The organism is Leptolyngbya sp. O-77 (genome assembly GCF_001548395.1).
Lineage (GTDB): Bacteria > Cyanobacteriota > Cyanobacteriia > Elainellales > Elainellaceae > Thermoleptolyngbya.
Genome location: NZ_AP017367.1, coordinates 835150 through 858932 on the forward strand (window position 1 = coordinate 835150; position 23783 = coordinate 858932).

General features: G+C 57.1%; 22 protein-coding genes. 12 read left to right on the forward strand and 10 right to left on the reverse strand.

The window, feature by feature from the left end:
* Window positions 1-111 precede the first annotated feature (111 nt).
* Entirely contained in the window at window positions 112-351 is a 240-nt protein-coding gene (locus O77CONTIG1_RS03565; RefSeq protein WP_286132519.1) for a hypothetical protein, read from the forward strand.
* A gap of 21 nt (window positions 352-372) precedes the next feature.
* Here O77CONTIG1_RS03565 and O77CONTIG1_RS03570 read toward each other — a convergent pair whose 3' ends face one another.
* A complete protein-coding gene (locus O77CONTIG1_RS03570) occupies window positions 373-1371 on the reverse strand; it encodes an ABC transporter ATP-binding protein (protein ID WP_068508123.1) in 999 nt (332 codons plus the stop codon).
* Window positions 1372-1585: 214 nt separating this feature from the next.
* On the opposite strand from O77CONTIG1_RS03570, the gene O77CONTIG1_RS26585 reads away from it, so the two are divergent.
* The 3 genes from O77CONTIG1_RS26585 to leuB all read left to right on the forward strand — a co-directional run bounded on the left by O77CONTIG1_RS26585 (window position 1586) and on the right by leuB (window position 4881).
* Entirely contained in the window at window positions 1586-1720 is a 135-nt protein-coding gene (locus O77CONTIG1_RS26585) for a hypothetical protein (RefSeq protein WP_286132520.1), read from the forward strand.
* Window positions 1721-1774: 54 nt separating this feature from the next.
* Complete coding sequence (locus tag O77CONTIG1_RS03575) at window positions 1775-3565, forward strand: MASE1 domain-containing protein (protein ID WP_068508124.1); 1791 nt, start codon at window positions 1775-1777, stop codon at window positions 3563-3565.
* A 230-nt stretch (window positions 3566-3795) separates the two neighbouring features.
* Window positions 3796-4881, forward strand: coding sequence for a 3-isopropylmalate dehydrogenase (gene leuB, locus O77CONTIG1_RS03580; RefSeq protein ID WP_068508126.1), 1086 nt, complete (start codon window positions 3796-3798; stop codon window positions 4879-4881).
* A 153-nt stretch (window positions 4882-5034) separates the two neighbouring features.
* On the opposite strand, the gene rsmI is transcribed toward leuB, so the two are convergent.
* The 3 genes from rsmI to O77CONTIG1_RS25105 form a co-directional block, all read right to left on the reverse strand.
* Complete coding sequence (rsmI, locus tag O77CONTIG1_RS03585) at window positions 5035-5976, reverse strand: 16S rRNA (cytidine(1402)-2'-O)-methyltransferase (RefSeq protein WP_317134203.1); 942 nt, start codon at window positions 5974-5976, stop codon at window positions 5035-5037.
* Complete coding sequence (locus O77CONTIG1_RS03590) at window positions 5909-6586, reverse strand: glutathione S-transferase family protein (protein ID WP_068508130.1); 678 nt, start codon at window positions 6584-6586, stop codon at window positions 5909-5911. The genes rsmI and O77CONTIG1_RS03590 overlap by 68 nt, the downstream gene beginning before the upstream one ends.
* Before the next feature lie 232 nt (window positions 6587-6818).
* Window positions 6819-6962 carry a hypothetical protein gene (locus O77CONTIG1_RS25105; protein WP_172355351.1) on the reverse strand — a complete coding sequence of 48 codons (144 nt, stop codon included), beginning with the start codon at window positions 6960-6962 and terminating at the stop codon, window positions 6819-6821.
* A 460-nt stretch (window positions 6963-7422) separates the two neighbouring features.
* Here O77CONTIG1_RS25105 and O77CONTIG1_RS03595 point away from each other — a divergent pair, with 460 nt between their 5' ends.
* The gene (locus tag O77CONTIG1_RS03595; protein WP_197673312.1) at window positions 7423-10497 is read left to right on the forward strand and encodes a HEAT repeat domain-containing protein; all 3075 of its coding nucleotides are present in this window, start codon (window positions 7423-7425) and stop codon (window positions 10495-10497) included.
* A gap of 325 nt (window positions 10498-10822) precedes the next feature.
* Window positions 10823-11311: a Crp/Fnr family transcriptional regulator gene (locus O77CONTIG1_RS03600; RefSeq protein ID WP_068508132.1), complete on the forward strand. Its 489-nt coding sequence runs from the start codon at window positions 10823-10825 to the stop codon at window positions 11309-11311.
* Between the two features lie 224 nt (window positions 11312-11535).
* On the opposite strand, the gene O77CONTIG1_RS26590 is transcribed toward O77CONTIG1_RS03600, so the two are convergent.
* The 5 genes from O77CONTIG1_RS26590 to tmk form a co-directional block, all read right to left on the reverse strand.
* The gene (locus O77CONTIG1_RS26590; RefSeq protein WP_084782125.1) at window positions 11536-13152 is read right to left on the reverse strand and encodes a calcium-binding protein; all 1617 of its coding nucleotides are present in this window, start codon (window positions 13150-13152) and stop codon (window positions 11536-11538) included.
* On the reverse strand, window positions 13058-13993 hold the full coding sequence (locus tag O77CONTIG1_RS24140; RefSeq protein WP_068508137.1) for a hypothetical protein: 936 nt from the start codon (window positions 13991-13993) through the stop codon (window positions 13058-13060). Before O77CONTIG1_RS24140 ends, O77CONTIG1_RS26590 begins: the two co-directional genes overlap by 95 nt.
* A gap of 566 nt (window positions 13994-14559) precedes the next feature.
* Window positions 14560-16056, reverse strand: a complete 1497-nt coding sequence (locus tag O77CONTIG1_RS03615; RefSeq protein ID WP_068508139.1) for an MBOAT family O-acyltransferase — start codon at window positions 16054-16056, stop codon at window positions 14560-14562.
* A 393-nt stretch (window positions 16057-16449) separates the two neighbouring features.
* Complete coding sequence (gene holB, locus O77CONTIG1_RS03620) at window positions 16450-17454, reverse strand: DNA polymerase III subunit delta' (RefSeq protein ID WP_068508140.1); 1005 nt, start codon at window positions 17452-17454, stop codon at window positions 16450-16452.
* Window positions 17439-18080, reverse strand: a complete 642-nt coding sequence (gene tmk / locus O77CONTIG1_RS03625; RefSeq protein ID WP_084782128.1) for a dTMP kinase — start codon at window positions 18078-18080, stop codon at window positions 17439-17441. The genes holB and tmk overlap by 16 nt, the downstream gene beginning before the upstream one ends.
* A gap of 398 nt (window positions 18081-18478) precedes the next feature.
* On the opposite strand from tmk, the gene O77CONTIG1_RS03630 reads away from it, so the two are divergent.
* The 4 genes from O77CONTIG1_RS03630 to O77CONTIG1_RS03645 all read left to right on the forward strand — a co-directional run bounded on the left by O77CONTIG1_RS03630 (window position 18479) and on the right by O77CONTIG1_RS03645 (window position 21369).
* Window positions 18479-18832, forward strand: a complete 354-nt coding sequence (locus tag O77CONTIG1_RS03630; protein WP_068508145.1) for a hypothetical protein — start codon at window positions 18479-18481, stop codon at window positions 18830-18832.
* Between the two features lie 3 nt (window positions 18833-18835).
* The gene (locus tag O77CONTIG1_RS03635) at window positions 18836-19510 is read left to right on the forward strand and encodes a class I SAM-dependent methyltransferase (protein WP_068508147.1); all 675 of its coding nucleotides are present in this window, start codon (window positions 18836-18838) and stop codon (window positions 19508-19510) included.
* A 115-nt stretch (window positions 19511-19625) separates the two neighbouring features.
* Window positions 19626-20648, forward strand: coding sequence for a M42 family metallopeptidase (locus O77CONTIG1_RS03640; RefSeq protein WP_286132521.1), 1023 nt, complete (start codon window positions 19626-19628; stop codon window positions 20646-20648).
* A 277-nt stretch (window positions 20649-20925) separates the two neighbouring features.
* Window positions 20926-21369, forward strand: coding sequence for a pentapeptide repeat-containing protein (locus tag O77CONTIG1_RS03645; protein WP_068508151.1), 444 nt, complete (start codon window positions 20926-20928; stop codon window positions 21367-21369).
* Between the two features lie 78 nt (window positions 21370-21447).
* On the opposite strand, the gene O77CONTIG1_RS26595 is transcribed toward O77CONTIG1_RS03645, so the two are convergent.
* Window positions 21448-21846, reverse strand: a complete 399-nt coding sequence (locus O77CONTIG1_RS26595) for a hypothetical protein (RefSeq protein ID WP_286132522.1) — start codon at window positions 21844-21846, stop codon at window positions 21448-21450.
* A gap of 294 nt (window positions 21847-22140) precedes the next feature.
* On the opposite strand from O77CONTIG1_RS26595, the gene dcd reads away from it, so the two are divergent.
* Both dcd and O77CONTIG1_RS03660 read left to right on the forward strand, forming a co-directional pair.
* Complete coding sequence (dcd, locus tag O77CONTIG1_RS03655) at window positions 22141-22722, forward strand: dCTP deaminase (protein ID WP_068508153.1); 582 nt, start codon at window positions 22141-22143, stop codon at window positions 22720-22722.
* Between the two features lie 280 nt (window positions 22723-23002).
* A complete protein-coding gene (locus tag O77CONTIG1_RS03660) occupies window positions 23003-23662 on the forward strand; it encodes a pre-peptidase C-terminal domain-containing protein (RefSeq protein ID WP_068508154.1) in 660 nt (219 codons plus the stop codon).
* Window positions 23663-23783: the final 121 nt, after the last annotated feature.

Genomic DNA, 23783 nt, shown 5'->3' on the forward strand with positions numbered 1-23783 from the left:
ATTTCATCCCAGAGCAGTTCCTTTGCTTGTGTTCTTTGAAGCAGGCTCCTGATTTCGTCCCGCGATAGAATGCGCTGACATCTTTGAACGTGCAGGAGCCGATCAAGCAGTATGGCAGCCAACCCTTCAAAAGCTGAATCCCAGCGGCTAGAGGCGGCAAACGCAAAAACCGCTGCCTGGAAAAAATGGGGCCCCTATCTCAGCGAGCGGCAGTGGGGCACGGTCCGCGAAGACTATAGCCAGACGGGCGATGCTTGGGGCTACTTTAGCCACGACCCGGCGCGATCGCGGGCCTATCGCTGGGGCGAAGACGGGCTGGGCGGCATTTCCGACGATGCACTACTTGCATAGCACCACTTGGGAGATATGAGATTACGGCTTGAGCTGGGTTGACTCGCCATTGAGATTGCGCTGGCTCACCTGCTCGACGAAAAACTCTTCGAGCGATCGCCGCGCCAGGTTCATCCCCACCAACTGCCCGCGCATTAGCTCCAGGCTGGCGATAAAGTCCTGCGGGTGGCCGTGCAAATGTCCCTGCCACAGTCCTTCTTTGAATTCCAGGTCGGGAATCCACTGCTGCAAAACGTTGGGCGTGCTGCCGCTGACTTTGACGAAATAGCGGTCGGCGGTGCCCAGCAGTTCTGTCAGCGTGCCGATGGCAATGAGTTCGCCCTGGCACAGGATGGCAATGCGATCGCACACCTTTTCCACATCCGACAAGACGTGGCTATTGAAAAAGATCGTCTTGCCCTGGTCTTTGAGCAGTTGGATAATCTCGCGGATCTGGTATCGGCCGAGCGGGTCTAGCCCAGACATCGGCTCATCTAAAAACACCACTTCGGGATTGTTGATCAGCGCTTGGGCCATGCCGACACGCTGCAACATGCCCTTGGAATATTGCCGGAGTTGCTTTTTCTCCGCAGCAGCCCGCGATAGCCCCACCAGGTCAATCAGTTCGGGAATACGCTTGCGCTGCACGTCGGCGGGAATCTGGAATAGCCCGGCGGCATATTGCAAAAACTCGCGCCCGGTCAGGTAGTCATAGAAATAGGGATTTTCCGGCAGATAGCCGACTCGCTGCTTGACGGCGCGATCGCCCAGCGGCTTGCCCAACAGCAGCCCGCGCCCTGCCGTAGGGCGAATAATGCCCAGCAAAATTTTCAGCAGCGTGGTTTTGCCTGCGCCATTTTGCCCCAGCAGCCCAAAGGTCTCCCCTTCGTAAATTTGTAGCGAACAGTCTTTGAGCGTGGAGATTTTTTGGTTGAGCCAGAAGCCTGTGCGATAGACCTTTCGCAGATGAGAAGTCAGCACCACGGCGGGGCGCTCGGCAGCGGATGAAGGTAAGGCGGGAGGAGGTGGGGACGAGTCCATTGGGAGAGCTGAAGCGCAAAATCCAGCAGAGGCTGTACACAATCTTAGAACAGGACAGGGCTTAAAGACGGCTGAAAGTGCTGATCTTTCGTATGCGCCTGGCGAAAAAATTTTGCCGGGTGGCTGTGCGTCTTCATGGAATTTGAGGCATTTTCCACAATTTTTGCGAAAAAGCTTGTAGCTTAAGCAGATTTAAATCCCTCCCTGGAGTATCTTGCAAACATCGACGCTACTGGCCAAGTCAACGTGGCGATGGATAGCGACCGATGGCGACGGAGGGCGATCGCCCTTATCTCCCTTCGAGTCTGCGGCTGATCTGCCCCTTGCTCATCTGCGGCTTGCGGAATAAGCAACAAACGACAAAGTCTATATTTTAATCTGCGACTTTTTTTCTGCCCGATCGGTGATTTCCCCCCGCCCTCTCCGACTTGCACTGCCCAGCCTCGCTCAACTTTGGAAGCAGGCTGCGGTTGCCCTGGCGTACTATGCTGCGGCTCAGTTTTCGATTGCCTATGCCACGCTGCCCGAAGCCGCTTCCACGCCCGTCTGGTTTGCAGGTGGTGTGGCGGTGGGGGCGATGCTGTCCTTTGGGGTAGACCTCTGGCTGGCAGTTTTTATCAGCATTCTGGTGCTGGAGTTTGTCTTTTTTAAGGGCTGGCTGGGGCTGGAAAACCTGATGCTGGCGATCGCCATCACGTTTATGGCCACGCTGGGAAAGGTGCTGGCGGCGGTGTGGAGCGATCGCCTCACCCAGTCCCGCTCTCCGCTCGATTCTCCGGGTGACGTGGTGCGCTTTATCCTGGCGGCGTTTCTTAGCCACCTGCCTATCGGGATGCTCTGCGCCGCGCTGGTTTGCACCTTTGGCAAAGCGCCCTGGGTAGCCTATCGTCAGGTGTTTATCACCTGGTGGCTGAGCGATGCCTTTGGCATTGTGCTGGTGGCTCCGCTACTGCTGGCCTGGAGCAGCACGCGATCGCTCGATCTGTTCCAGTTTCGTACTGCCATTCGGCAGCACTGGCTAGAGGCAGCGGCAATGGTGGCGTTGGTGATTGGCATCAGCGAGGTGGCGCTGGTGGGCGACTATCCGGTGGAATATCTGCTGATTCCAGTCATTGTGTGGGCAGCGTTTCGGTTTCGCTCACCGGGGGCGACGCTGATAATGGTGCTGCTGTCGCTGCTGGCAGTGATCAGCACGGCACAGGGTCGGGGTTCTTTTGCCCGCGCCTCGATGAATGAGTCGCTGCTGCTGCTCCAGTCTTGCATTGCGGTCATTGCTCTAACTACGCTGCTGCTCTGCGCCGTGTTGCACCAAAACGACCAATCCAAACAAGCCCTGCGAGACGCGAATCAAAGCCTAGAAGACCGTGTACAGCAGCGCACCGCAGAGCTGGCCGAGGCCAATGCAGCAATTGTGGACTTGAACGAACGGCTGAAGCAAGAAAATCTGCGAATGGCCGCCGAACTGGACGTAGTGCGCCAGATCCAAGACATGATCCTGCCTACGCCGGAGGATCTGAGCGCGATTCAAACGCTAGATGTGTCCGCCTTTAGTGACCTGGCCGATGAAGACAGTACCGACTACTTTGACGTGCTGGAAACCGATGGCATTATCACGCTCAGCGTGGGTATCGTGGGCGGGCGCGGGCTGGAAAGTGGCGTGCTGATGCTGATGGTGCAAACGGCCGTGCGGACGCTGGCAGAACTGCGCGATCGCAACTCGGTGCGCTTTTTGCAAACCCTCAACCGCACGCTGTACAAGAACATCGAGCGCATGAGTACCCAGCAGCGCCTGACCCTGGCCGTGCTGAATTATCTCAATGGCAGCCTCAGCATCAGCGGACAGCATGAGGATCTGGTCGTGGTGCGGGCATCGGGGCGCGTGGAGCGGGTCAGCATGACGGATCTAATCCTGCCGCTGGGGCTGGAGTTTGACATCACCGCTTTCACCAAACGCGCCTCCGTCGAGTTGCAACCTGGCGACGGCATCGTGCTGTATACCAGCAGCCTGCCCAGCGCCGTGGATGAAAACGGCATCATGTATGGGCTAGATCGGCTGTATAAAGTCATCGCCCAAACCTGGACACAGCCAGCAGTCTTCGTCCGTCGGGCGGTGATTCAAGACGTGCGCCAGCACATGGGCCAGGAAAACGTCCTGGACAACCTCTCGCTGCTCGTCCTCAAGCGCCGTCTGTGAAGTTAACGCAATGCCCCTTCAACGGTAAAATAGGCGATCGCTCAAGAATATTGTCAATCCTAAGTAGGTAGACCAAATTAAAAACCAGATCTTAAACCCTGCGCCGCCTGCTGCGCGGGCAGCGCAGGGTTTATAGTTTTATGTTTATTCACGTCTATCCACTCATCAATGGTTTTGGGTTTGTTCTAACCCCTAACCCCCAACCCCTAACCCCTGATCCTTAGCACGCTATGACCAAAACCTACCGCATCACCCTCCTCCCTGGCGACGGCATTGGCCCCGAAATCATTGCCGTATCCGTTGATCTGTTGAAAAAAGTGGGGCAGCAGTTGGATCTCAGCTTCGAGTTTCAGGAGGCGCTGCTGGGCGGGGCGGCGATCGACGCGACGGGTAGCCCGCTGCCCGCCGACACGCTGGAACTCTGCAAAAACAGCGATGCGGTTCTCCTGGCGGCGATTGGCGGCTACAAATGGGACACCCTGCCCAACGACCAGCGGCCAGAGCGCGGCTTGCTGGGGCTGCGGGCCGGGCTGGAGCTATTTGCCAACCTGCGCCCCGCCAGCATTTTGCCGCAGTTGGTCGATTCTTCCAGCCTCAAGCGCGAGGTGGTGGACGGCGTGGATATTATGGTAGTGCGCGAGCTGACAGGCGGCATTTACTTTGGGCAGCCACGCGGCATCTTCACCAGCGAAACGGGCGAACGGCGCGGCGTGAACACGATGGTCTACACCGAGTCGGAAGTGGAGCGGATTGGGCGCGTCGCCTTTGAAGCTGCCCGCAAGCGTCGCAAAAAACTCTGCTCCGTAGATAAATCCAACGTGCTGGAGGTGTCGCAATTGTGGCGCGACTCTATGACCAAACTCGCGGCCGATTATCCCGATGTGGAGCTGACCCACATGTACGTGGACAACGCCGCCATGCAGCTTTTGCGAAATCCCAAGCAGTTCGACACGATCGTCACGGGCAACCTGTTTGGCGACATTCTCTCCGACGCAGCGGCTATGTTGACGGGCAGCATCGGTATGTTGCCCTCCGCCAGCCTTGGCTCCTCCGGGCCAGGCCTGTTTGAACCCGTCCACGGCTCTGCCCCCGACATTGCGGGCCAAGACAAAGCCAATCCGCTGGCGCAAGTGCTGAGCGCGGCGATGATGCTGCGCTATGGGCTGAACGAACCCGAAGCGGGCGATCGCCTCGAACGGGCCGTCCTCAAAGTCCTCGACCAGGGCTACCGCACAGGCGATATCATGTCCGACGGGATGACCCTGGTGGGCTGCAAAGCGATGGGCGAGGCGCTGCTGGCGGCGCTGGAAGACTAGCAGGTTGCCCTCATCCCCCAACCCCTTTTCCCAAGTCGGGAGCAGGGGAGCAAGAGAGGCTTGAAGTCCCTCTCCTAGAGCGGGAGAAGGCTTAAAGCCTTCGGGATACCAGAAAAGGGTGAGGGGAATCAGCAACGTTGCACATCCCGTCGCTTAATCTGGCAGCGTCAGGGCCAACTGGTAGAGGTCGCGGCGGGGGAGTTGGGTCTGCTGGGCAAGCTGGCGGCTGGCCTGGGAGCGGGAGAGTCCCTGCTTGAGAAGCGCGGTCAGTTCAGCTTTCAGGGCAGATTCCGACAACACCACAGGGGCGGCTATGCTGCCTGCCAGCAGGACAGTGTATTCGCCCTGGGGGTCGCGGGTTTCGTAGTGGGCGATCGCCTCCTGCACGGTGCCGCGCCAAAATTCTTCGTGCAGCTTGGTCAGTTCCCGTGCCAGCACAATAGGGCGATCGCCGCCAAAGGTGTCCGAAAAATCCGCCAGAGTCTGCCGCAGGCGGTGGGGTGATTCGTAAAACACCAGCGTCCGCGATTCAGCCTGGAGCGCATCGAGGCGATCGCGCCGCTCTTTGCCCTTGGCGGGGAGAAATCCTTCAAACACAAAGCGGTCGGTGGGCAGACCAGCGGCGCTGAGGGCCGTCACCACGGCGCTGGCTCCCGGAATCGGCACGACGGGAATCCCCGCCTCGACGCAAGCCTGCACCAGCTCATAGCCCGGATCAGAAATTCCGGGCATTCCCGCATCGCTGACCAGCGCAATGGACTGTCCCTGCGTTAGGCGGGCAAGCAGTTCCGGCAGGCGACTGGTGCGGTTGTGGTCGTGATAGCTGATCTGAGGCGTGGTGATCTGAAAATGCTGGAGTAGCTTGCCCGTGTGGCGCGTGTCCTCAGCGGCGATCGCCTCCACCTCCCGCAAAATCCGCACTGCCCGAAAGGTCATGTCTTCCAGATTACCGATGGGCGTAGCGACGACGTAGAGCATTTTAGAAATTTCAAAGGCAATCTGGGTCAGCGACTCGCACTTGGCTAGCTTAAATGTAAGCCAACCCCGGCGGCAGGGGTTCTCCACAGCGCTGATGCACAGCGGCGATTTTTTCAAGTAGCCAGGGATGCGCGTCTCGATAGTGGGGCAGCAGCGCCAGCGGGCTGAGCAGGGCGGCGGCGGCGAGGTCGGCGGCGGTGAACTGGGTTCCCACGAGATATTCGCAGTCTTTCCAGTGCTGCTGGAGGTAGGTGAGCGCGTCAGTCAGGCGATCGCCCGCCAGCTTGACCCGCGCCGCGTTCATGCCGTATTGTCGGCGCACGATGGCAATCACAGCCTGGCTCATCAGCGAGGGGTCGATAGCTTTGCCCTCGCCAGCGCGATAGTCGTAGTAAACAAAGCGCGTAGCAACACCAACGCTCTCGTCGAGCCAGTCTTCAAGCTGTTTCACCTGGCTGCGCTGAACCGGATCGGCAGGATAGAGCGGTGGGTCGGGCTGGTGCTGGTCGAGAAATTCAAAAATGTGGCTAGAGTCGGCGATCGCCCCTGGCTGCCCCTCTAGCTCTGGCAGCAGCACAGGCACGGTGGTAGTCCCCGTCAGCGGCTTCAGCTTCAGGGCGTGCAGCCCCGGGGTCAGATTTTCCACCGTGAATGGCAGTTGCTTATAGCCCAGCGCCAACCGAGCTTTGCGGCAATAGTGGGAGGTGCTGAATTGCAGCAGGTGCATGGGTCTTGACCAATAAAAATCCACGGCAGAGGCCTCTCTCAGCATACGCGCATTGGAATACCCGTATTGCCAGAATTCCAGAGGGGCGATCGCCGTGGATAGCTGATCGAGATGAAACGTCAGGTGAATGAAGCTAGAACACGAGAATGAACTGAGTTAGCCAATACCAGCGATAGGCAGACAAGCGATGAGTAGACGGTGAATGCGAAACGGCAGGCTAACTCCCAACAAACTACGGCGTGGTCGTGGGCGAAGGAGCGGGCGACTCGGTGCCAGCGGGCGACTCGGTGCCAGCAGGCTCACTGCCACCACCGCAAGCGCCCAGCATGGCTGCCAAACCCAGCGTGCAGACCAAAGCAACTAGCTTCTTGTACATTCTTAGATCCTCATTTCGTAGGGGTTAGGTGTAAAGAAAAGCATCCGAGATGCTCGAAAGCAAGGCACTGCCTACGTTTCAGACAGTCGGCACTTTACCACAGGTAAATGAACAAAAACGAACCAAATCAGTTCTATCAGATCCCGTGAATAATGTGTCTCAGCCAACAATCAGAGGTTTTAATCGGTCGCAGGGTGTAACTTTGGGTTGCCCCATCACTAGAAAATTTCAGGTTGTGTTTTGCTGGATCGGTTCCAGCCCGTTTTGGGAACGCTGAAGGCAGTCCCTAGCAACCGAGTGACCCATGTTCAAATTCTGCTTCAAGCTTTTTCTGTCTGGCCAGCCAGACTCCAGCAAACAAGCTTCAGAAAATGGGGAAAACGGCTCCAGACTTTCCCAGCTTGCATAAGATGTAAGGCAGATATCAGGCATCGCTTCTTTCACAAGTTCCCTGGGCAGCATGGCAAGGACGGGTGGATCATCGCGCACAACCTCAGCAAAGAAATCCCGGCTTCCCTCCGGACGGATGCTGCTGCAATGGCTCAACCTGCGGCCAGAGGAAAGCGAACGCACCTTTTTGATGTTCGCCTTCTACACCGCTACGTCGATTGGCGTGCTGTGGCTAGAGGTCAGCATTGCCGCTCTATTTTTGGATGAATATGGTGCAAACTCGCTGCCGTGGATCTATATCGTCAGCGCGGGCATTGGCACAGTTCTGGGCTTCTTTTACTCGCTGTTGCAAAAGTTTTTGCCCCTGCGCCAGGTGATCGTGGTGATTGCGGTGCTGATGGCGCTGCCGCTGCCGCTGTTTCGGCTGGGGCTGGCAATGCCGCTGATGATGGGCTACAGCGTGTTTCTGATGCGGCTGTGGATGGAGGCGATTTATGTCCTGAATGAGCTGACGACTTCAATTACTGCCAATCAGCTTTTTAATATCCGTGAGATCAAACGGGCCTATCCCATGATTAGCAGCGGCGTGCTGCTGGCAGATGTACTGAGCGGACTGTCGCTACCATTGCTGCGATCGCTCGTCGGGCTAAATAACGTGGTGCTGCTGGCAGGGGTCATGCTGATGATCGGCGCAGGCATTCTCTTTCGCCTCAGCCGCTCCTACAGCCAGTTTTTCCCTGATTCACCTCGGCGACTGCTGCAAGAGCGCCAGCCTGACTTCACTACGCGCCGACTGCGGCGACCGCTCCAGCGTTATGTGATTTTGCTGGTGGCGTTTTTTGTAATGGCGCAGGTGCTGTGGCTGCTGCTGGATTTTCAATATCTGGCGCAGCTAGAGCGGCGGGTTAGCGGCGAGGAGCTTGCCGACTTTTTGGCATTTTTTAGCGCGATTTTGGGGACGTTTGAGCTACTCGTGCAGTGGTTTGTCTCCAGTCGGGCGATCGAGCGGCTGGGCGTGTTCGTGGTGACGATGGCCCTGCCTGCACTGATCTTCATTATCAGCCTGGTGTCGATGATGGGCTGGCTCAGCCTGTTTATCGGCATGGTGATTTTGAAATTTGCCGATGAACTGCTGCGCTATACCGTGCTGGCCAGTACCGGCCCAATTCTGTTTCAGCCTGTGCCGGATAACGTTCGCAGCCGTGTGCAGTCCATTGTGCGGGGCATTGCCGAGCCGTTTTCCTCTGGGCTGACGGGCGTGGGTATGTTGACGACGCTGTGGCTGTGTCAGCGCATTTTTAACGGCAGCGACGCGGCTGCGCTGCAAGATGCCGAAAGTCTGGTGTTCATGTTCCAGATTATGCTGTGCGGGGCGCTGTGGTTTTTGACGGTGTGGCTGCTGCGATCGCGCTATGTCGATCTGCTCGTCATTAGCGCTGATCGGGGCGAACTCAGCCTGTCAGATGTAGATCTGCGGACGTTTAAGCGGGCGGTGATCGATGCGCTGGGCAGAGGAACCGATGCCGACAAGCAATCCTGCATTGAGCTACTTGCCCATATTGATCCCAAGGGCGTGGGCGAGGTGCTGGCTCCCATGCTGTCCGACTTTTCGCCCGCGCTCCAGCGCCAGAGTCTGCTGGTGATGACGGAAAATCCCAACCCACTGTTTTTGCCGCTGGTGCGATCGCTGATTGAGCAACCATTGCCACCAGACGTACTTTCCATCGCCCTGCGCTATATCTGGCTGACCGACCCTGAGCCTGATATCGAGCGGCTACGTCCCTACCTCAACCCGTCTGCTGATCCTGAAGTGCGGGGCACGGCGGCATCGCTGATGCTGCGGCGCGGCACCCCCGAACAGCGGGCCGAGGCCACCGACACGCTGCGGCGAATGCTGACCCACAAACGCGAACGAGAGCGGGTAATGGGCTGTCGGGCGCTGGGCGAGGCATTGTACCTGCAAGCGCTGCGGATCTACATCGAGCCGCTATTGCGGGATGAGTCGCTGCGGGTGCGCTGTGCCCTGCTAGAGGCGATCGCCGCCACGCGCACCGAGGAATACTACCCTTCGCTGCTGCGGGCCCTGCAATTCAAGTCCACCCGCGAAGCCGCGATGCAGGCGCTGACTCGCCTGGGCGACGACGCGATTCCCCTGCTAGTAACCCTGGGCAAAGATACCTACAAACCCGAAATCATTCGCACTTGTGCCTGGAAAACTCTGGGGCGTATTGGCACCCCCGACGCGGTTCTCGCTCTGGTTCGCAACCTGGAAACCGCTTGGGGGCCTAGCCGCCGCACGATTCTACGAACCCTGCTAAAAATTCCCAATGAAATTGGCATTGACGCAGTCGCCGACGAATTGGGGCGGAGCGGCGTAGAGGAACTGATCAACCTGGAGCTAATGCTGATTGGGCAGGTTTATGCCTGTCTGCTGGATATGCCGCCGGAGCGGGTGCCAGGGCAAGCGGCCAATCTGCTGCGCCGCGCCCTCAGCGATTTGCAAGAAGATGCCCGACAGCGCCTTTTTTTGTTGATGCGGCTGCTGTATCCCTCCAGTGCAATTCAGGCCGCCGCGTTTAATCTACAATCCCATTCCTCGGAAAGCGTGGCGCGGGGGCTAGAAATTCTGGATAACACGCTCGACATCCAGAGCAAACGGGCGCTGCTGAGCATTCTTGATAGCCGCCCTGATCTGGAAAAGCTGGAAAGCCTGGATGAGTTTGTGGACTATCAACCCCTGTCGCCGAGCGATCGCCTCCGACACCTGCTCGATCTGCGGCATTTTCTGTCCGACTGGGGGTTGGCTTGCAGCGTCCACGTGGCCCGCGAACAGCGGTGGAGTCTCACGCCCGCTCAGATTATTGCCTGTTTGCACCATCCTACGGGGTTTGTGCGGGAGGCGGCAGTGGCTTACTTAGAAGTCGCTTCGCCGCGCACCCTGCGGGAGTTGCTGCCCATGCTCCGCCGTGACCCCAATCGACTCGTCGCTGCCCAAGTCGAGCAACTGCTGCAGAAGTACAGTGCTGCTTCAACTCACAACGGCAACGGCAAGATCCTCGCCCATCCTGCAAAACCGCCCGACCCGCCGCCGCGTTTCAACCCACCCCGCCCGCCAGATTTGCCGATGGGCTGGGAGCCAACGTGATCCCTTTTTTAGGCAGACTTCATTCGTAAACTCAGCGAGTTCAGCGAATTCAGCGAGTGCAACATCGGTTCAATGCGGTTCGATAGACGTTCACATCGATCTTCCTTCAATGGACAACTCAGCCGGGAACCACTCCGGCTGGTGTCGGCTGTAAATTTTCCTTTCGGTCGTGATTCAGCGAAATTTCTGGACAAAAGATGAATAGAATTCTCTGCATGGGCAACCTACGGATGGAACAGACAACACGCAGCAGCCCACCCACAGAGTATGGGGCATTTCTGAATGGATGCTAGGTGGTTTGGGTTGATGCAGGGTTTAAGTTGGTATGCTGACGAGCGTTGATCGCCTCCTGTTTGTGCGCGGGGTCCCCATTTTCAAAGAACTGCGGGACGATTTTTTGGTGCGCCTGGCTTCCATTATGGATGAGCAGGAATTTCCGCCGCAGCATACTATTGTCAGCCAGGGGCAGGAAGGGCGATCGCTCTACATTCTGGTCAAAGGCAGCGTGCGCGTTCACCTGGCTGATCGGGAAATTACCCGACTCGAAAAGGGCGCGTGCTTTGGGGAAATGTCAGTGTTTGATGCGGAGCCGCGCTCTGCCTCTGTCACTACGATCGACCGCTGCGAGTGTCTGACGCTGACCCAGCAGCAGCTTTATGAGGCGATCGAAGAAACTCCCAGCATTGCCGTCAACATCATTCGCCTCCTGTCGCGCCGCATCCGTGAACAAAATAAAAAAATCGACGAACTCCAGAATGGCAGCGGGAACCGTCGCCTGCCGACCGCGATTTATCAACGGTTGACAGGCGTATGAGACGCGACCCATGATGGCCCCATGATTCTGGGATGGAAGTTCCGCCCCTGGCTTATAATGCAGGCTTTGTTTGTAGTGCAGGCTTTAGCCTGCTTCTGAGGGGCTAGCCGTGAATAGGGCGACTGAAGTCGCCACTACAAACGTCCGTGAATAGGGCGACTGAAGTCGCTACAAACGGCTAGCTTATTTAAGCAGCCTTGCATTAGACCGACGTTAAATGACCGTCAGATTACAAAGTTCAGCGTGCTGAGGCTGTTGATCGACGTGTTGTTGAGTTGGGCGATCGCCACGAAATCTTTGTTAGCACCATTGCCGTCTGAGTCGATTAGCACCTGAGTCGTGGTGCCGACCTGCGCCAGCTTCACAAACTCGCGCAGCCGCTGGAACGGCGTGCCGCTGCCGCCAAATGCAGGCTGTTTGAAAATGCCGCGCAGGTCGATCACATCCAGTTGGCTAAAGCCCAGAATCGTGTCGATGCCTTCGCTGAGGTTGTTAAACACGTACATATTCTTGCCGCCGCCGCCGCTCAACGTGTCATTGCCCACCCCACCAATCAGCACATCGTCGCCAGCCTGCCCAAAGAGGCGATCGTTGCCCACGCCACCCACAAGCTGATCGCCGCCGTTGCCGCCGCGCAGCAGATCATTCCCTGCGCCCCCGCTGATTAAGTCGTTGCCGCCCAGCGCCTTGGCGGTATCGTTGCCGCCACGAGCCAAAATGCGATCGCTCTTATTGGTTCCCTTAAGGCGATCGGCGCGGTTTGTCCCCTTAATTTGCTGTGGCCGCTTGCCCAGTCGGAACAGGACGGGCGTGCCTAATTCCCCATTCGGCGCGGGTGGAATATCCTCAGGTTGAGGAATGTTCGGGTCATCGAAGGACATTTGCCAGGTGTCGAAGGCGGACTGAGCCAGCGGATTGCCCACCAGGTCGGTAATGTCGTTGACATCCAGCGTCAGTTGATAGCTGCCTGTGCGCCCCGTTGAAAACTGTAGCCCGCGCAGGGTAAAGGTCTGGTTGTCGATGGTGGATAGGGTTGCGGCGACCAGTGGGGCGATCGCCCCATTGCGGCTGAGCAGCAGGTCAGACAGGTCAAAATTGCGGACGACTTCACTAAACCGGATCGTGATGGTATCCACTGCAATGCCGGGGCGTGGATCGGGCGTAACGTCAACAATATCGGCTGTTGGTGCAGTTTTATCAATGGTGTAGACGGTCGTTCCGGTAAACGGAGCCAGCAGCACGCCATCGTCTGCATCTTTGATTGTCTTGTCGTTTAGCACTGTCAGCCCTAGCGTGCCGCTGCCGGTGCCCGTGCTGACGGCAACGGTGAATGTATTGCCACCGCCCGTCACGCTGGTAATGGACGCATTGGCGATCGCCCCTGTTGTCACCAGTTCAAAGTCCGTCACATCTACGCCAGTTACAGGCTTGCTGAACGTCACAGTGAATGAGACGCTGCTGGCGTTGGTCAGCGCGGGTGGGGCGATCGCCACCGACAGCACCTCCGGCGGCACTCGAAAGACCACGTCGCTGTTGCCGTAAATATTATTGGTGCTGGGGTTACTGCTGGCGCTATTGCCCCGTGCAAACAGTCCCGACGCAGTAATGGTGGGTAGTGTGCTGGGCATATTGGCGTTGTTGCCGTTGGCGTTTGTCGTTTGATCCAGCGCAAAAATTGCGCCGCCCAGTCCGCTGCCGTTGCCACCGGGCCCGGTGCCGCCCTGAGCGCGGTTATCCAAAAACAGGCTATCGGTAATCGTGAGCGAACCAGAGCGAATGAAGATCGCGCCGCCAAAGCCGGCCCCGCCGCCACCGCCCCCCAAACCCGCCGCCGCCGCCAAAGCCGCCTGCGCTATTCAACGAACCGCCGCCGCCTGCCGCAAAGCCGCCCGCGCCGCCCTGACTGCTGTTGTTGCCGCTTGCCGGAGAAGCCGCGCCGCCGCCCCCGCCAAAGCCGCCGCTGCCGCCGTTGCCGCCGTTGTTGGTAGTGGAGCCGCCGCCGCCGCCACCCCCCGCGCCGAAGCCGCCATTAGCTCCTGAGCCACCGCCCCCGCCCGTCAAGCCTGCACTGTCGCCGCCACGTCCGCCGCTAGCGCTGCTGAGGGAACCACTGGCTCCGGTGCTGGGGCCACCTTCACCGCCTTCGCCCGCTGCACCGCCATTGCCACCGGGGCCGCCAAAGCCGCCGCCGCCCCCCGCGCCGCCAGCCGCCGACGCAATGCCACCATTGCCGCCCATGCCGCCGCCGCCGCGCCCAGCGCCCGCCAGCCCGTTGCCGCCGATCGCCTGGTTGTTGCTAAAGGTGACATTGTTGACTGTGACATTGCCGTCATAAATCAGCAGTGCGCCGCCCAGTCCTGCGCCGCCGCCGCCCCCATCGCCGCCCTGGGCCCGGCCATTTGTCAGTGTTAAGTTTGCCAGCGTTATCTGACCGCTTTCGATGAAGAAAATGCGGACATCGCCTTCATCGTTAATGCCGTTGCCATTGGCATCGCCGCTAAGCGTAATGCCCTCGCCGATGCCTCGAATCGTCAGGCTGACATCTTCTCGAATAAAAGGCAGGGCGCTGGTTAAAACAATGTTTTGCGTAATTTTGATTTCGTCTGCCTGGCCGTTGGAATTGGTGGAGTTAATGGCGGCAAGCAGTTTCTCAAAGGTGTCTACGTTATCAATAACAGCCATGACTACTCTTAATTCCCAAAAATGAGTTGACGTGGAAGGGGTGAGAAAATTGCAGATATGGGTAGATACCGTCGATGCTCTAAGTCCGTCAATCAGGGTCAAATAATTGCCCACACGCACTTTTTAATAAGGTATTTGTGAGCCTTAATAAGGCGTTTGTAAGGCTTTTCCAAGATTTATCCATGAGAAATAACCCCTCTATCTTGAAGATGGATGGGGCTATTTCATTTCAAGTGTTCAGCGCTGGATTTTCGTCAGAAACTAACGCCGAGAAAGGCGATCGCCCCTCGAAAACGAGCGGATCTTAAAAATTAGAATTGGCAGGAGGCATCAACAGGGAGAAACCTTTACACGTTCTGATCTGTGAAGCATTTTCTTACGTCTAAGCGTAAGCCGAAGCGCTCAACAGATTTACCGAAATCACTGCCAATTCATACTGTCTAGAATGGCAGGGGCGATCGCCCTTTTTCTAGCGGAAACCCCTAGCTTTTACAAAGCCTTTAGATTTTTGATAAAAAGTATGCGGCTTTTGACTTTTCTCAAAAACTATCCGGATTTTCTAAACGTTAAAAATCGAAATAAATGTAAGGCGGGCTTTCGTTGGGAGCCAGCAGCCAGGCCGCAAGCAGGCACAGCGGCACCAGCAGCAACTTAACAGGCCAGTTGAGCCGCAGCTTGAGCCAGCGGTTGACGGCATACACCAGCGTCATTCCGCCGAATAGCGCCAGCAGGAGCAGAGAGAGATGGAGGCGATCGCTCTGAAAGGTTTCGACGTAAATCTTTTGGGCAAACTGCACATCGGCGGGATGTCCCCACAGCCGCTGCACCACCAGCAGCGACTCTTGCAGGTTAGGAAGCCGGAAGAAAATCCAGGCAAAAAACACCGAAAACTGCGTCAGCACCCAGCCCAGCAGCGTTCCTGGTACACTCTTCCAACCTGCCCTCAGCCAACCCCACCGCTCGCTCAGCGCGTCTGTCAGGCGATGCACCACCAGAAATAGCCCGTGCAGCGCCCCCCACACGATGAAGCCCCAGCCCGCATCGTGCCACAGTCCGGCAATGATCATCACCATCATTAGATTCAGGCAGGTTCGCATCAGGCCCTGACGCGACCCGCCCAGCGGAAAGTAGAGATAATTTCGCAGCCAGTCGCCCAGCGTCATGTGCCAGCGTCGCCAAAAGTCCGCAATGCTGGCGCTGAAGTAGGGAAAGTTGAAATTTTGCGGCAGGGTGATGCCCAGCAGCGCAGAAAGGCCTCGCGCTACGTCTACGTAGCCGCTGAAGTCGAAATAAAGCTGGAACCCGTAGGCGGCGATCGCCAGCCACAGGTCGCCGCTACCCGCCCGCGCTATGTTGTCGAAACTGAGGTTGACCAGCGTGGCCAGATGGTCGGCAATCAGCAGCTTTTTCACTGCGCCACAGGCAATCAGCCACAGACCTTCGGCGACTTGGGGCGTAGTCAGCGACGGCTGCGCCTGAAACTGCGCCGCCAGCGGGTGAAACCGGGTAATCGGGCCCGACAGCAGCTTGGGAAAAAACAGCTTGTAGGTTGAAAACTTGAGCCAGTCAAAGGTTGCGGGCGCACCGCGATACACATCCACCAGATAGGCAATGCACTCAAAGCAAAAATAGCTGATGCCCAGCGGCGCGATGAGGGTTTGCCCAAGGGTGGCCGCCCCCGTCGTTAGCGCAGGCAGCTTGAGCCAGTTGCCCAACACTGCCCCAAAAAACGGAATGTACTTGAACCCCAGCAGCAGCAGCACATTCAGCCCAATGCCAATGATCAGCAGCCGCAGCCGCCGACGGTTCCAGTCGTGTTGGGCAAACTGCCAGTTTTCGTTCTCAATCCGCCAGTCGATGGGCGCACTCAGCCCGATGCCGATGCGATAGGTGATGATGATCATCACCAGCAGTAGCGGCACATATTGAAATTGCAGCGAGCTGTAAAACACCAGGCTGGCCGCCAGCAGCACCCACAGCTTGAGCGATCGCCCTGGCGCTGACCAATACAGCCCCAGCACGCTGAGGAAGAATAGCCCGAAGAGAATCGAGAGCAAAGTCATGGCGGCGGGATTCGTTTCAAGGGGCAGATTTCGAGTTACCAACCGAAACTGGGCAGGCAGGGATACTGAGTCGGGAGTCTAAATTTAAGACATTAATTTGGAACACTTGTTGGAACACTTGTTGGAACACTTAACTGTATCTCAGGTTTGCAGAATTCAGACGCAGTTTTTGAACAAGCGCCCCCACATCTCCACATCTAGCGTGTGTTTTCTCTAGTGCTATGTCATAGCTAGGACTTAGGTTGGTAGTCAGTGCTTTAGCGCTCGTGGCAAACAAAACCGTATTCCAAATCCTAGTTGATAGCTGGAACTTAGGTTAGTAGTCAGTGCTTTAGCGCTGAAGCGCTTACTACGAGCCAAGGCATCACCCTGAAGCTAAACCATGACACTGCACTAGGGTGGGGATTCAGCGGCGGCGATGTCCATCAGCGTCACTTCCCACACCAGGCGCGGCTGCACGTAGCCCAGTAGGTGGCGGCGGGCGGTTTCCAAACGTTCCAGGTGGGTGGCGGGCTGCTGCGATCGCCAGTAGGCTTGCTGTAAATAGTCCACCAGCCAGAGTTGCGCTTCCAGATCCAGATTTTGGTCGATGTGGCGGGCGAGTTCTAGCGCGGCGCGGAGCGTCGTTGGAACTTGGAGTGCAGTTTGCAATAGGTCGGGCGGCACGGACTGGAGCTGCTGCCACTGGGCGATCGCCTCGCCGGGGCTGCCCTGGGCCAGCGCCAAAATTTCGGGATGCTGCAAAATTTCGTCGTGCCCCAATTGCTGCAACACTTGCGCCAGATCTTCGGCGCTGAGGCGGCGAAAGGGAATCCGCTGGCAGCGCGACACCAGCGTTGGCAGGAGCGATTCCACGCTGGGCGCAATCAGAATCAGCGTGGCGCGGCCAGGTTCCTCCAGCGTTTTCAGCAGTCCATTGGCGGCGGCTTCGGCCATCGTGTGGGCATCGTCCAGCACCACCACAGCACGGGATGCTTCTAGCGGCGGACGGCTGAGGAAGGTAGCAATCTCGCGAATTTGCTCCAGGCGAATCTGCGGGGGCGATCGCCGCTTGATGCCCTGTTCTGCCGCCTCGGCCGCCGACAGTCGCTTGCCCTGGTGCAAATAGGTCGGCTCTACCCAGAGAAAATCGGGATGGTTGCGCTGGGCGATGCGCTGCTGGCGAGCGGCTGAAAATGGCTCCTGGGGATGACGCGCCAGCAGCCGCTCGGCAAAGCCCAGTGCCGCCAAGCTGCGCCCCACGCCTGCTGGCCCAGCAAACAGATAGCCCGGCGCAATGCGATCGCGCTGGAGGGCGCTTTGCAATAACTCGACGGCCTGCGGCTGGCCGACGAGATTTGCAAATGCCCTGGTTGTATTACTAGTTGGATCAACGGAACCCGTTAGGGGCTGCACCATTGGGCGATCGCCTCTTGCAAAATCTGCTGCACGTCCTGAAACACCTCGTCGGCGCTGCGGTTTGCGTCTACCCGCCGAATTCGCTGGGGGTGCGCCGCCGCCAGTTCGCAAAATCCCTGCCGCACCCGCTGATGAAATTCCACTTGGTTTTGTTCCATGCGGTCGGCGCTGCCCCGCCGCTGGGCCCGGCCGAGGCCCGTGGTCACGTCTACATCTAGCCACAGCGTTAGGTCTGGCTCTAGCCCACCTGTCGCAATCTGGTTGAGCTGATGAATCAGCGCCAGATCGAGTCCGCGCCCATAGCCCTGATAGGCCACGGTGGAATCGGTAAAGCGATCGCATAGCACTAGCGCCCCCTGCTGCAACGCCGGCCGCAAAAAGCCCTCCACATGCTGCGCCCGATCGGCCGCAAACAGCAGCAATTCTGCCCGATCCTGCGTTGGCTCTGCCAGATCGGGATGCAACAGCAGTTTCCGAATCTGCTGCCCCAGTTCTGTACCGCCTGGCTCTCGCGTTTTTACAACCGTAAAGGAACTGCCATCAAACTGGTTCATGAGCCAATCGTGCGATCGCCCCAGTTGCGTCGTTTTGCCGCTGCCTTCGCCTCCTTCAAATACGATGAGCATCCCTTTGTTAGGCAGAGGAGAGGGCTGTAATTTCAGCAAATCTAGTAAATTTTGCATTGATCAAGGGATACTTTTCAGCCGAAACTGGGCGACGGAGCAACAGCACTCAAATCAGAGACAAAGAATTGCTGAATTCTGTACAGCAGAACCGTTTTTTTCAAAAAAGGGCATGGTAGAATGCGCCAATAACTCGCTATGTTAATTTCTTTATCAACAGCCGCCGCACTCGGCACAGTCTGCCGCTCACTGCGTTTCGCTTTAGGGCATTGCGTTCTGGATTGTCCGGCAAAGTGTAACGCTCTGCAAGCCCGCTAGGCGACTGCCCTCGCTGTCGTTTGACAGTTGGCTGAATGGGTTTGCTATCATTTTTTAATTGCACTTGCGTGTCCGAGGTTACTATGGCTCGCTATACCCAGTTGTTCACGATTGCAACGCCGCTCGATCGCTTTCGGCATTTGCTAGAGGACGTACTCCAATCCTGCAACTGCGCAGTGATCTACGACGGTGAGGACTACATGGTGGCCCGCGAGAAACCCGGTGGCGTTACCTATGCCCAACTCGTCACGGTGGAAGTGCTGATCGATAAAACGGCGATCGCCTCTCCAGAGGACGAAGTACGCATGAATGTAGTTGTCAAGAATGAAGAACTGCCGCTAAAGAGTGATAATCACTGCTGGCGGATGTTTAGCCTGGTAAACCGGGCTGTTGCCGAGAATAATCACTGGAATCTGCTGAGCAGCACGGCGGGGTAAGGTTTGGCAACGCTCCTGCGAGATCTGAGCTATCGTCACCAGTGGCTCTACGACAGCATTTCCCGTCTGGCCACGGTGGCAGTCGGCGGTGAGGGCCGATTTCGGCAGCTTGCGCTGGCAGGGCTAACGTTTGACAAAAACACCCAGGTTCTTGATCTCTGCTGTGGCAGCGGGCAGACGACTCGATTTCTCGTGGAGCGATTTCCGCAGTCCGCTGATGAGCAAGCTCTGCCGGTCACTGGGCTGGATGCGTCTCCGCTGTCCATTCGCCGCGCCCAGCAGAATGTTCCCCAGGCAACCTTTGTAGAGGCCTGGGCAGAAGACATGCCCTTTCCCGATGCTCAGTTTGACCTCGTTCATACTAGTGCAGCGCTGCACGAGATGCGGCCCAACCAGCTTCGGCAAATTCTCAAAGAATGCTATCGCGTGCTAAAACCTGGTGGCATTTTTGCTGCGATCGACGTGCATAAACCGATGAATCCGCTGTATATGCCGGGTCTGGCAGTTTTTTTCTGGCTGTTTGAAACTGAGACTGCCTGGCAGCTAATTCAGACTGACTTGCCTAAGCTGCTCTCGGAGGTGGGCTTTCAGGCTGTGACCCAGACGCTTTATGCAGGGGGGAGTTTGCAGGTTTTGCGGGGGGGTAAAGCGGGAAAGCGATGCGTCGTAGCGGGATGAGGGATTGCGGTGCTGAGAGTGCTGACCTTCCATCACACCCTTGCTCCTAAGTTCCAACTTGTACCCTCGAACCATGCCCTACGACGACCTGTTTCAACAAATTTCGGATCTTGTTATGCGCCATTCGCCAAGTGGAGTGGAGGGCGAGATAGATGCCTATTTGCTGGAGCGGTTTCGGGCGCTAGGGCTGGAGGCGTGGTTAGATGAAGCAGGCAATGCGATCGCCAAAATTCCAGGACGCAACTCTGAAAAACGACCGAACGATGCAGCGCGTTCTGGGATTGCGATTACTGGTCACAAGGACGAAATTGGCGGCATCGTGAAATCAATCGGCGAGGCGGGGCGGGTGCAGGTGCGAAAGCTGGGTGGCGCGTTTCCCTGGGTCTATGGCGAGGGCGTGGTGGACTTGCTGGGCGATCGCACGACGCTGAGCGGTATCCTCAGCTTTGGGTCGCGCCACGTCTCGCACGAGTCGCCCCAAAAGGCTCAGCAAGAAGATCAGCCTGTGCGCTGGGAAGATGCCTGGATAGAAACCAAATGCACAACTGAAGAGTTGGAGGCGGCGGGCGTTCGTCCAGGTACACGCATGGTGGTGGGCAAGCACCGCAAGCGCCCCTTCCGACTGGGCGACTTTATCGCCAGCTACACACTCGACAACAAAGCCTCGATCGCCATTTTGCTAGAGCTGGCCAGCGTTCTGAAGGAACCTGCGCTGGACACCTATCTCGTCGCTTCTGCCAAAGAAGAAGTCGGCGCGGTCGGTGCGCTCTACTTCAGCCGCAATCGATCGCTGGCCGCGCTGATCGCCCTGGAGATTTGCCCGCTGTCGTCGGAATATCCGATCGTCGATGGCGAAGCACCCGTGCTGCTGTCGCAAGATGGCTACGGACTCTATGACGAAGGGCTAAATCGAGAATTGCGCCAGGCCGCAGAGCAGGCGGGCATTCCGCTCCAGCTTGCTGCTATCAGCGGCTTTGGCAGCGACGCTTCCATCGCCATGAAGATGGGCCACGCTGCTCGCGCTGCCTGCCTCAGCTTTCCCACCCAAAATACGCATGGTTACGAGATTGCTCATCTGGGGGCGATCGCCAACTGCGTTCCCGTTTTGAAAGCCTACTGCGAGACAGATTGGCAATGAGAAACGTAGCAGGGGTTGGGGGTTGGGGGTTAGGGGTTAGGGGTGCATTAAAAGTGTCTAGAAGGGTTAAGAGAGATGCCAGATGGTGTCTCTTTTACAGTTTGAGGTTTCAGACTCAATCTATAATTCCTCGCCTTTGCTATACCCATCGAGAGAGCGAAAGCACCGATCGCATCATCCACTTGCATGAGGGCAGTTTCGCTGGCCAGTGACATCGTAGAAGTAGGGGTGTATGACTCGACTTTTACGTATTGTCTATTGTCTTGGGAGGTCACTGATGACCCGCAACAAGCGCAATCGATGGCTGGCGATCGCCCTCTTCTCCACGCCATTCCTCATCACAACCCCTGCACGGGCCGAAAACCCAGATCACGTCTTGCAACTGCTGTCTACCGGAGCTTGTGCCCGCTGCGACTTGCAAGGAGCCAACTTGCAAGGGGCCCATTTGATTGGGGCTGATCTGCGCGAAGCCAATTTGCAGGGCGCAAACCTGCAAAGCGCCAATCTGGAAGGGGCAGACCTGGAAGGCGCAAACCTGACCTCGGCAAACCTGACGGATGCCTATGCCACCAACGCCAGCTTTATCAAGGCTAACCTCACCAACGCAAATCTGACCAACGCCACGGTCTTTCATGCACAAACCACTGGCGCAACGCTGCGAGGCATTAACCTGGCGGGTGCGGAAACTGCGGGCAGCAATCTGAGCGTCGGCGGTGACTAAGCCTCTGGTCTCGCAACAAAGCGCAGCCCAGCACCAAACGCGCTGAATCAAACGCGCTGAATCGTAAATAACCAAACCCTATCGCCTCAGCACCGACGTGACAATCACCGTCAGCGTTGCTGAGGCGATCAGCGTAAAGGCAAGCTGCACCACCCACTGGGTCGCCCGCTGATAGTCATTAAAGCGATCGTTAAAGCGCTCTTGCTCGTTTTCCAGTTTTGTAAAGCCTTTAGACAATTGTTCAACATCGGTCGAGAGCGTATCCACCCGCGTCGAGAGCGTATCCACCCGCGTCGAGAGCGTATCGACCTGTGTGGACAGCGTATCCATTCGGGTTGAGAGCGTATCCACCCGATTGGTCAATGAGTTGAACTGCGTTGACAGCCCTATGACCCCGGTCGAAAGCTGCTCTAGCCGGGTCAAGACCTGCTGCTCAAAACTGCTGCTATTTTCGGATTTGTCTGGATCAGTCGTCATGCCACCATCCTATCAGGTGCGTCTGCCCAGTAAAGGGCGTTCGAGGAGCCTAAAGCTATGGTGTCCAAAATATAGTGTCCAGAATATAGTGCCCAAAATGTAGTGTCCAGAATATAGTGCCCAGAATATAGTGCCCAAGATGTAGATATAGTGCCCAAAATGTAGTGTCCAAAAACTCCCAAAAATATCCTGAAGTAAGGGCGGACATGACGCTAGATATGGGATGATCTTGATTTACTTACGCTACGGGCTGTTTTATAAGGAGCTATCCTCCAAAGGACTGGGCAAGTGGCAATGATTAAGAACGACACCTGGATCAAAGAACAGGCAGCCGCCGGGATGATTAAACCCTTCGAGCCAAAACTCGTGCGATCGCTCGATGGGTTTCCGGTCATTTCCTACGGCCTTAGCAGCTTTGGCTACGACGTGCGGCTCTCGCCTGTGGAGTTTCGCATCTTCCGCCATGTGCCAGGAACCGTGGTCGATCCCAAGCATTTCAACCCCGCCAATCTGGAAAGCACTGAACTGCACGAAGACGAATCGGGCCAATATTTTGTGCTGCCGGCCCACAGCTATGGGCTGGGCGTGGCGCTAGAACGGCTGGAAGTGCCCGACTACATTACCGTCATCTGCATGGGCAAAAGCACCTATGCCCGCTGCGGCATTATCGCCAACATCACGCCTGCCGAAGCCTCCTGGCGCGGACACTTGACGCTTGAATTTTCCAATTCCTCCAGCGCTGACTGCCGCATCTATGCCAATGAAGGCGTGGTGCAGCTTCTCTTTTTGGAAGGGGAACCCTGTGCTGTGAGTTATGAGACGCGACAAGGGAAATATCAAGATCAGTCTGAGGTGGTAACGCTGGCGCGAGTATAGGTTCCTGCTCTGCTCGTCCTGCGTGTTGCTTTTTTAACCCTTTCTGCCAAGATTTGTCAGGAAACTCCACCGCTAGGGCTGAAGTCTATGAGAGTCAACATGCAAAGCCTATTGGCAAATTTGCAAGATCATTAACAAGGTCAGTCAAGAGACACGACGTTTCAGGAATCAGGGCCATGCCTTTGCCATCGGTGTCTTGTATGTGTCTTGTATATGCCTTGTACGTGGCTTGTAGATGATCGAGCAGTCAAGTAACTCAGTCGAGGATATTGTGAGAACCATGCTGAAACGATTTGAAAAGGCGAGTGTGGTATTGGCGACGGTGTTGGTTTTGGGCGGTGGGTCTTGGGTGGCGACGACTCGCCCGGCCGCTGCACAGGTGCTATTTGAGGAGCGGGGCAGCCTGGCCCCAATGCAGAATGAATACACCTTTGCGGGCAAGGCCGGCGACACGGTGACGATCTCTATGACCAGCACCGACTTTGACACGTTTTTGGTGTTGCAGTCGCCCTCAGGGCAAGAAATCGCCAGCAATGACGACTACGCCCGCAGCCTGAATTCGACCATTGTGATTACGCTGCCTTCTAACGGCACGTACAAGGTGCTGGCTCGCTCCTTTTCGGGGCAGGGCGGCAACTATCTAGTGACAGTGCGCCCCGCAACGCCATACGACCAGGCGTATTCTCGCGCTACCGAGGTGTATCGGACAGGGGACATGAACGCAGCGCTGACCGCGTTTAACGAAGCGATTCGTCTGGATTCCAGCCGTCCCGAAGCCTACCTCGATCGCGCTGATGTGCATTATGTCCAGGGCAACCTGAACGGTACGCGGGCAGACTATCAGCGGGCGATCGCCCTCTACGAGCAGCAGGGCAACAGCGACATGGCTCAGATGCTCCGCGAACAGTTGACCTACCTGGACGAAGTTCCCCCGCAGTAGGGACTTGCCCAGTTCGATATGGTTTTCTGAGGTTTGGCGATGGCTTCTCGTGGGCGCAACTCGCGAGAAGTCATTCAACTGCACCAGCCCCGACCCAATAGTCCTGGCCCAGTAATCCAGA

What these genes read in the sequence shown, in the direction of transcription:
- O77CONTIG1_RS03660 (WP_068508154.1), top strand. Translation starts at nt 23,003, where the DNA reads ATGCTGAAACGATTTGAAAAGGCGAGTGTGGTATTGGCGACGGTGTTG.
- tmk (WP_084782128.1), bottom strand. Translation starts at nt 18,080, where the DNA reads ATGCTCATCGTATTTGAAGGAGGCGAAGGCAGCGGCAAAACGACGCAA.
- O77CONTIG1_RS03645 (WP_068508151.1), top strand. Translation starts at nt 20,926, where the DNA reads ATGACCCGCAACAAGCGCAATCGATGGCTGGCGATCGCCCTCTTCTCC.
- O77CONTIG1_RS03615 (WP_068508139.1), bottom strand. Translation starts at nt 16,056, where the DNA reads ATGACTTTGCTCTCGATTCTCTTCGGGCTATTCTTCCTCAGCGTGCTG.
- O77CONTIG1_RS03590 (WP_068508130.1), bottom strand. Translation starts at nt 6,586, where the DNA reads ATGCACCTGCTGCAATTCAGCACCTCCCACTATTGCCGCAAAGCTCGG.
- O77CONTIG1_RS26595 (WP_286132522.1), bottom strand. Translation starts at nt 21,846, where the DNA reads ATGACGACTGATCCAGACAAATCCGAAAATAGCAGCAGTTTTGAGCAG.
- O77CONTIG1_RS03640 (WP_286132521.1), top strand. Translation starts at nt 19,626, where the DNA reads ATGCGCCATTCGCCAAGTGGAGTGGAGGGCGAGATAGATGCCTATTTG.
- O77CONTIG1_RS25105 (WP_172355351.1), bottom strand. Translation starts at nt 6,962, where the DNA reads ATGTACAAGAAGCTAGTTGCTTTGGTCTGCACGCTGGGTTTGGCAGCC.
- O77CONTIG1_RS03565 (WP_286132519.1), top strand. Translation starts at nt 112, where the DNA reads ATGGCAGCCAACCCTTCAAAAGCTGAATCCCAGCGGCTAGAGGCGGCA.
- O77CONTIG1_RS03600 (WP_068508132.1), top strand. Translation starts at nt 10,823, where the DNA reads ATGCTGACGAGCGTTGATCGCCTCCTGTTTGTGCGCGGGGTCCCCATT.
- O77CONTIG1_RS03595 (WP_197673312.1), top strand. Translation starts at nt 7,423, where the DNA reads ATGGCAAGGACGGGTGGATCATCGCGCACAACCTCAGCAAAGAAATCC.
- dcd (WP_068508153.1), top strand. Translation starts at nt 22,141, where the DNA reads ATGATTAAGAACGACACCTGGATCAAAGAACAGGCAGCCGCCGGGATG.
- O77CONTIG1_RS03630 (WP_068508145.1), top strand. Translation starts at nt 18,479, where the DNA reads ATGGCTCGCTATACCCAGTTGTTCACGATTGCAACGCCGCTCGATCGC.
- holB (WP_068508140.1), bottom strand. Translation starts at nt 17,454, where the DNA reads ATGGTGCAGCCCCTAACGGGTTCCGTTGATCCAACTAGTAATACAACC.
- O77CONTIG1_RS03570 (WP_068508123.1), bottom strand. Translation starts at nt 1,371, where the DNA reads ATGGACTCGTCCCCACCTCCTCCCGCCTTACCTTCATCCGCTGCCGAG.
- leuB (WP_068508126.1), top strand. Translation starts at nt 3,796, where the DNA reads ATGACCAAAACCTACCGCATCACCCTCCTCCCTGGCGACGGCATTGGC.
- O77CONTIG1_RS24140 (WP_068508137.1), bottom strand. Translation starts at nt 13,993, where the DNA reads ATGGCTGTTATTGATAACGTAGACACCTTTGAGAAACTGCTTGCCGCC.